Origin of the sequence: Oribacterium sp. KHPX15, from assembly GCF_900107835.1 — a bacterium.
GTDB lineage: Bacteria > Bacillota > Clostridia > Lachnospirales > Lachnospiraceae > Oribacterium.
The window spans coordinates 265,128-272,072 of record NZ_FNRG01000003.1; the positions used below are offsets into that span (position 1 = coordinate 265,128).

The 6,945-nt window shown below is 39.6% G+C and carries 6 protein-coding genes and 3 pseudogenes; 8 read left to right on the plus strand and 1 reads right to left on the minus strand.

Translation table 11 applies throughout. The annotated features are described in order from the left end of the window. Window positions 1-47: 47 nt before the first annotated feature. The 7 genes and pseudogenes from BLV86_RS03825 to BLV86_RS18730 all read left to right on the plus strand — a co-directional run. Window positions 48-464 (plus strand): 2-thiouracil desulfurase family protein, encoded by a 417-nt coding sequence (locus tag BLV86_RS03825; protein ID WP_090815184.1) that lies wholly within the window; start codon window positions 48-50, stop codon window positions 462-464. Window positions 465-541: 77 nt separating this feature from the next. Next, complete coding sequence (locus tag BLV86_RS03830; protein WP_090815185.1) at window positions 542-1,243, plus strand: FadR/GntR family transcriptional regulator; 702 nt, start codon at window positions 542-544, stop codon at window positions 1,241-1,243. A gap of 236 nt (window positions 1,244-1,479) precedes the next feature. After that, a complete protein-coding gene (locus tag BLV86_RS03835) occupies window positions 1,480-2,835 on the plus strand; it encodes a GntP family permease (protein WP_090815186.1) in 1,356 nt (451 codons plus the stop codon). A 21-nt stretch (window positions 2,836-2,856) separates the two neighbouring features. Further along, a complete protein-coding gene (gene ilvD / locus BLV86_RS03840) occupies window positions 2,857-4,641 on the plus strand; it encodes a dihydroxy-acid dehydratase (RefSeq protein WP_090815187.1) in 1,785 nt (594 codons plus the stop codon). A gap of 60 nt (window positions 4,642-4,701) precedes the next feature. Continuing rightward, on the plus strand, window positions 4,702-4,827 hold the full coding sequence (locus tag BLV86_RS18430) for a hypothetical protein (RefSeq protein WP_278308768.1): 126 nt from the start codon (window positions 4,702-4,704) through the stop codon (window positions 4,825-4,827). 26 nt (window positions 4,828-4,853) lie between these two features. Next, window positions 4,854-5,087 (plus strand): annotated as a pseudogene (locus tag BLV86_RS03845) (PfkB family carbohydrate kinase); the annotation flags it as partial. Between the two features lie 540 nt (window positions 5,088-5,627). Then, a pseudogene (locus BLV86_RS18730) lies at window positions 5,628-5,702 on the plus strand (DUF7675 family protein); the annotation flags it as partial. 88 nt (window positions 5,703-5,790) lie between these two features. Here BLV86_RS18730 and tnpA read toward each other — a convergent pair. Continuing rightward, complete coding sequence (tnpA, locus tag BLV86_RS18225) at window positions 5,791-6,222, minus strand: IS200/IS605 family transposase (protein WP_242873227.1); 432 nt, start codon at window positions 6,220-6,222, stop codon at window positions 5,791-5,793. Between the two features lie 79 nt (window positions 6,223-6,301). Here tnpA and BLV86_RS03860 point away from each other — a divergent pair. After that, window positions 6,302-6,945: pseudogene (locus BLV86_RS03860) on the plus strand (RNA-guided endonuclease TnpB family protein); the annotation flags it as partial.

A 6,945-nucleotide genomic window follows, 5' to 3' on the forward strand; every position in this document is an offset into this window, starting at 1 on the left:
CACGTTTCCCTCTGTAAATATTATTGTAATCAAGAAAGTCAAAAGAAATGAAAATACTTGTAAGTGCCTGTCTTCTTGGGCGGGATTGTAAATACAATGGCGGTAATAACTATAGTGAGAAAGTAGCTGAATACGTAAAAGGGCATGACGTCATTCCTGTGTGTCCTGAAGTTGCGGGAGGGCTTCCTATACCTCGTATTCCCTGTGAGATAGTTGGAGGCACAGTCACAAACAGAAACGGAGAAAGTAAGGATAGGGAATTCAGGGCAGGAGCTGATATCTGCCTTAAGAAGGCACTCGAAGAGAAAGTCGATCTTGCAATCCTTCAGTCTAGAAGTCCCTCATGTGGTGTAAAGCAGATTTATGACGGGAGTTTTACAGGGAAACTCATTCAGGGGAAGGGTGTACTCGCTGAGCTTCTCTCAGAAAAAGGAATAAAGACTATAGATGTTGAGGATCTTTGAACATTGCAGTATTTTTAAGAAAACACAGTTATTACAAAGGAGTACTAACTGGATGATACTTGTGACAGGAGCATTATATGGCTTATAAATATGAGAAAGTAAATCAAATTTTATTGGTTCCACAGATAGAAGATCAGCTTATCATGTATATCCAACAGGAACAGATCGAACCGGGCACTAAACTTCCAAGTGAATATAAATTGGCGGAAAAATTCGGCGTTGGTAGAAGTACTATCCGGGAAGCTGCAAAAAGTCTTGTGAGCAAAGGGATTTTGGAAGTAAAAAGAGGCGCCGGAACATTTCTAAAAAGCACGGAAATGGTTGTTAACGATCCATTGGGGTTATCTCAGTTTGAGGATAAATACAGACTTGCAATGGAACTGTTTGATGTCAGGATCCTGCTGGAGCCGGAGGTTGCGGCTGTGGCTTGTAAAAATGCTACCGAAGAAGATAAGGAGCGGATTAAGAATCTGTGTGATGAAGTAGAACGATTGTATATGGGAGGGAAGAACCATATAAAAAAGGATATGGAATTTCACGAAGCAATCGCAAAATGCAGTGGCAATCAGGTTGTTGAAGTTCTGATTCCGGTTATTCTTACCGCTGTCACAACTTTTGCAAATCTGACAAACAGAGAATTGCAGAAAGAAACAATAGAGACGCATAGAGAAATTACAGATGCGATCATGAGGGGAGATAGTATGGGTGCAAAATGTGCAATGATAATGCATCTTACCTATAATCGTCAGAAACTGCTTGAAATGTCGAAGAACAAGTAGAAAGATGTCAGACAAGTAGAAATACAAATAATTGAAGAAAATGAACAATATGCACTAAAAGCTAGTCTTGCCACAGCGGTTTGACTAGCTTTTTTGTGCATAATGTGAAAAATAGATGTAGATTCGAAACAACTTGTTGAGTAAAAACAGCGTAGATATACTGTTATCAGATACGAAAGACGTCAGATGTATTTATTCGGGAATGTAACAGGATGTAATTATTTGGAGGATTAAAAATGAATGAAGCAGTTATGCTGGATCCTGCTCGCTTGGTAATAGCGGCATTAGTCGGATTGGCGCTTTTGTTGATTCTTATTATTAAATTTAAAATTCACGCAATGCTTTCGATACTTATCGGAGCCATAACAATTGGAATTGTGGCGGGTATGCCGCTAACAAACATTGTTTCAGCTGTAAATGATGGAATCAGTAATACTTTAAAAGGTATTGCGTTACTGGTAGGACTTGGTTCTATGTTTGGAGCTATACTTGAAGCTTCCGGCGGAGCACAGGCACTGGCCGTAACCATGGTTAAAAAGTTTGGAGATGAGAAGGCTGCGTGGGCGCTTGGATTAACAGGTCTTGTTATAGCAATGCCGGTGTTTTTCGATGCGGGACTTATTATTTTGATTCCGTTAGCTTTCTCATTGGCAAAGCGAACAAAGCGTTCCACTTTGTTTTATGCAATCCCTCTTTTAGCAGGTCTTGCAGTAGGACATGCATTTATTCCACCAACACCGGGACCTGTACTTGTAGCCACAATGCTTGGCGTTGATCTTGGATGGGTTATCCTGATCGGTATTGCAAGCGGAACTGTTGCAATGATCGTTGCAGGCCCTGTCTGGGGTTCTATCTGTGGTAAGAAATATATGATCCCTGTACCTGAGCACATTGCAAACCAGGAAGATTTTGATGAAGCAAAGCTTCCAAAATTTGGCACCATCGTACTAATAGTTCTTATACCATTAGTTCTTATCATTCTTAAATCGCTTGCAGGAGTAATTCCTGCAATGGCTCCTATCGCTCCCGCATTAACATTTTTAGGAGAGCCATTTGTAGCACTTCTTATTTCAACAATCGTAGCAATGTTTATTCTTGGGAAAAAGCAGGGATATAGCCTGGAAGAATTAGAGAAGATAATGACAAAATCTCTTGAACCAACCGGACTTATCCTTCTGGTTACTGCCTGTGGTGGTGTTCTCAGATACATACTTCAGTATTCCGGACTCGGTGATCTAATCGGTAATGCTGTTGCATCAGTGGATATGCCTATAGTAGTTGTTGCGTTTATCGTTGCTGCACTTGTAAGAATATGTGTCGGCTCTGCAACGGTTGCCATGACTATGGCGGCAGGAATTATTGCTGCTATGCCGGGAATTGCTGAATTATCACCGCTTTATCTTGCATGTACTGTTGCTGCAGTTGCAGGCGGTTCAACAGTATGCTCACATTTTAATGATTCGGGATTCTGGCTGGTGAAATCGTTGGTCGGAGTAGATGAAAAGACAAATCTGAAGACATGGACTGTCATGGAGACACTTGTCGGCGTTACAGGATTTATAGTTGCATTTATTATTTCATGTTTTGTATAAAAATAGATTCGGGAGATCAATATGCTTAGAAGTGAAGAAGTAAGAAAACTGGCACCTGAGATGGATCCGCTCAGAATGGGAATGGGATGGAAAATCAGTGATTTATCCAAACCTCAGATCATGGTTGAAAGTTCATTTGGAGACAGCCATCCCGGATCAGCACATTTAAATATATTTGTGGATGAGGCAGTAAAGGCAGTAAATGAAAATGGCGGAAAAGCTGCAAGATATTTCACTACAGATATGTGTGACGGTATTGCACAGGGTCACGATGGAATAAATTATTCTCTTGCACATCGTGAAGCCATGGTAAATCTTATTGAAGCACAGGCTAATGCTACTGTTTTTGACGGTGGTGTATTTATTGCCAGCTGTGATAAATCCATGCCTGCCATGTTAATGAGCATTGGTCGACTGAAAGACATGAGTGCGATAGTAGTAACCGGCGGAGTAATGGAGTCTCATGTACTGCCTGAAAAATATGTAGTTGATGATCCTGCCTGCAAGATAAATAAGCTCCTGACACTTGAACAGATAGGAAAGTTCGATGCATGGGAGAAGACAGGTGTCATATCAAACGAGCAGCTGGATTACTATAAACAGCATGCGTGCCCAAGCTGTGGAGCCTGTTCGTTTATGGGAACTGCTTCAACAATGCAGGTCATGGCAGAAGCACTCGGTCTTATGCTTCCGGGAACTGCATTAATGCCATCTACGGCTCCGGAGTTAAAGGAAGCTGCCTATAATGCAGGAAAGCAGATGATGTATCTGATATCTAAAGGAATAAAGGCATCGGATATAGTAACGAAAGAGAGCTTTGAAAATGCTATCATGGTACATGCTGCAATTTCAGGTTCCACAAATGCGACTATGCATATTCCGGCTATAGCGCATGAATTTGGATTCGAGATTGATGCAGAAACATTCGACCGTTTACATAGGGGAGCTCATTATTTATTAAACATTCGTCCATCCGGTGACTGGCCGGCACAGTATTTCTATTATGCCGGCGGAGTTCCACGTGTGATGGAGGAAATAAAGAGTATGCTTCATCTCGACGTAATGACTGTTACAGGAAAAACTCTTGGGGAAAATTTGGAAGAGCTTAAGAAGAATGGTTTTTATGAACACTGCGATGAAATACTTCGTGAGAAAACCAGATTCTTTAAACGAAAAATCGACAGAGAAGAAATCATACATTCCTTTGATAATGCAAAAGGAACAGACGGAAGCATCGCCGTCCTGAAGGGAAATCTTGCCCCTGAGGGATGCGTTATCAAGCATACCGCATGTCCAAAGAATATGTTAAAAGCAGTTCTTACGGCAAAACCTTATGATAGTGAGGAAGAATGCATTGATGCTGTGCTTCATGGTGAAGTGAAGCCCGGTGATGCAATTTTTATTAGATATGAAGGTCCCAGAGGCAGCGGAATGCCGGAGATGTTCTATACAGGAGAAGCTATCTGTGCAGATCCTAAGCTTGCATCAAGTGTTGCGCTAATTACAGACGGAAGATTTTCAGGTGCGTCAAGAGGACCTGTTATAGGACATGTATCTCCGGAAGCTGCTGTAGGCGGTCCGATCGCATTTGTTGAAGAGGGTGACCTTATAGAGCTTGATGTGGAAAATAGAAACATTTCCATAATTGGCATCTATGGAGAGAGGAAAACTCCGGAGGAAATAGATGCTGTAATAGCCGAAAGAAAGGCTAAATGGAAAGGCTTTGAAAGTAAATACAGGAGCGGTCTTTTAAAACTGTTCGCTCAGCATGCGGTAAGTACAATGAAAGGTGCTTACATGGAATAGTTCAGAAAGGCTGGTTTAGGAGTAAAAGGATAACTATCGTGAAACGTAAGGAGATTTCCAATGGAACATAGATTTATCACAATGGGTGAAATAATGCTTCGCCTCACCCCGCCAAATTATGAAGAAATCAGGATGACACAGACGTTTGAAGCAAGCTATGGTGGTGCTGAAGCGAAAACAGTTTAAAGGCATACTTATGGCATGACGGAAAAACATATGAAAGTAAAATGTTCACATTCAATATATTGGACAGAGTAGGTGGAGGAGATGCTTTTGCTTCAGGGTTGATATATGCAATGATGAACAATTATGATCCTATTGAAACAGTTAATTTTGCAGTTGCCAGTAGTGCTATAAAGCATACCATCAGGGGAGATGCAAATATCACGGATGATGTTGACTCTATAAAAAACATTATGAATATGAACTTCGATATAAAAAGATAGAAGATTATCGTATGTGGTTTGAAAAATCGACTCTTCAGAATTGATGGAGTATCAGTATATATACTCAATCAATTCTGAAGAGTCGATTTTTTCTATTGAAAATAGAGGTTGTTATCGTACCTACGTTTATTAATGGTATACTTTATATTAATCTTATTCTGCTGAAAAAAATTTATTAAAAAATAGGAGGAATGACCAAATGGAATTTATGGATGTATTAACGTTTTTAGATCTAGGGTATGCTTCGGATGGTGCGGGACCTTTAGCAAATCATAACAGCCGAAAGTCTTTGGATGAGACTGTGAGCTATATTTAAAATCTGATGAAAAATGATGGAGGTCTGCTATGCACGAAAATGCAATATTCTGTTATTCGGGAACAGGAAACTGTTTAAATCTTGCCAAGAATATAGCAAAGGGTATCGGTGGGGCTGACAAGAAAAAGAATTAAGAATGTTCCAAAGGAATTCATAGAAGTTTACAATCCAGCTATTTTAGAACCTTTAAAAGATAATGACCGTGATCAGTTTATCCTGACAAACTTACTCCTGAACAGAAAGAAATATTCGATAAAGAAAACCCGTACTGGGTAAAACGTTTTAAAGAAACACATTAAGAATATTTCATAAATAAAATCCTTTCGGTTTCGTAGGCGGAAACCCACTGCCCTTGGGCGGTGGAGGAGCCTTGTATATTCGTAGCCATTAACCCTGGCTTTCTATGTACTTTTGTATAGTGGCTGATGATACTTCGCCAATACTGCAAGCAAAATATCTATCTGACCAAAATATCTTATGTTTCCAATAACACTTGGATAAGAAATTTGGATATTTCTGCCACAGATAATAGGTTGTTTGTTGTTTAATCAGCTTAACTATGTCGCATACTCTATCTGTGGTGTCGTAGTTTATCAGAAAATGAATATGGTCTTTGTCAGTTTCCATAGCAATGATGCACTTATGCATAAAGTTATTCAAATCTTGAATGCTGGCACACCAATCACTGCGCTCTACTGTAAGAGAATGCATATCCATAACAACCGCAGAACACCGTCCATTATTTTCTTTTACTCGTAGTACATGTTTCTGAGATATCGGAATTCCTGTATCTACGCCATAGTACTTAATTTGAGTCATTGAAATCTCCTTGTAAACAATTGAATTTCACTAATAATTATTATATCATATATTTAGTGAAATAATAATGAGGTACATTATGGAACAGATGACAGTCACGGCTAAAATTCAGATATCCGTTAGTGCAGACAATAAGGTTCTACTTGATAAAACCATGTCTGTCTATTCTGATGCCTGTAATTATGTATCTGAATATGTGTTCCGTACTCATGACTTAAAACAGTTTTCACTTAACAAGGTTCTGTATTCTACACTCCGAAAGAAGTTTGGACTCAAATCTCAGATGGCTCAGTCTGCGTTTAAGACCGTCATCGCAAGATACAAGACCATCCTCGAAAATCAGAAAGAGTGGATTCAGCCATCCTTCAAAAAGCCACAGTATGACCTTGTATGGAACAGAGATTATTCTCTTACGCAAAACTGCTTTTCAGTAAACACGCTGAATGGTCGTGTTAAGTTGCCTTATTTCGCTGAAGGGATGTCTAAATACTTCGACCACGATATATATAAGTTTGGCACTGCCAAGCTCGTAAATAAGTCGGGAAAATATTTTTTACATATCCCTGTTACTTATGATATCGAAGAAAGTAATATCTCCGATATCTGTAACGTTGTAGGTATTGATAGAGGTATCAACTTTGTTGTTGCCACTTATGATAGTAAGCACAAGTCAAACTTTGTAAGTGGAAAGTCCATTAAGCAGAAACGCGCTCACTATTCTAA

What these genes read in the sequence shown, in the direction of transcription:
- BLV86_RS03835 (WP_090815186.1), top strand. Translation starts at nt 1,480, where the DNA reads ATGAATGAAGCAGTTATGCTGGATCCTGCTCGCTTGGTAATAGCGGCA.
- BLV86_RS18430 (WP_278308768.1), top strand. Translation starts at nt 4,702, where the DNA reads ATGGAACATAGATTTATCACAATGGGTGAAATAATGCTTCGCCTCACC.
- BLV86_RS03825 (WP_090815184.1), top strand. Translation starts at nt 48, where the DNA reads ATGAAAATACTTGTAAGTGCCTGTCTTCTTGGGCGGGATTGTAAATAC.
- tnpA (WP_242873227.1), bottom strand. Translation starts at nt 6,222, where the DNA reads ATGACTCAAATTAAGTACTATGGCGTAGATACAGGAATTCCGATATCT.
- BLV86_RS03830 (WP_090815185.1), top strand. Translation starts at nt 542, where the DNA reads ATGGCTTATAAATATGAGAAAGTAAATCAAATTTTATTGGTTCCACAG.
- ilvD (WP_090815187.1), top strand. Translation starts at nt 2,857, where the DNA reads ATGCTTAGAAGTGAAGAAGTAAGAAAACTGGCACCTGAGATGGATCCG.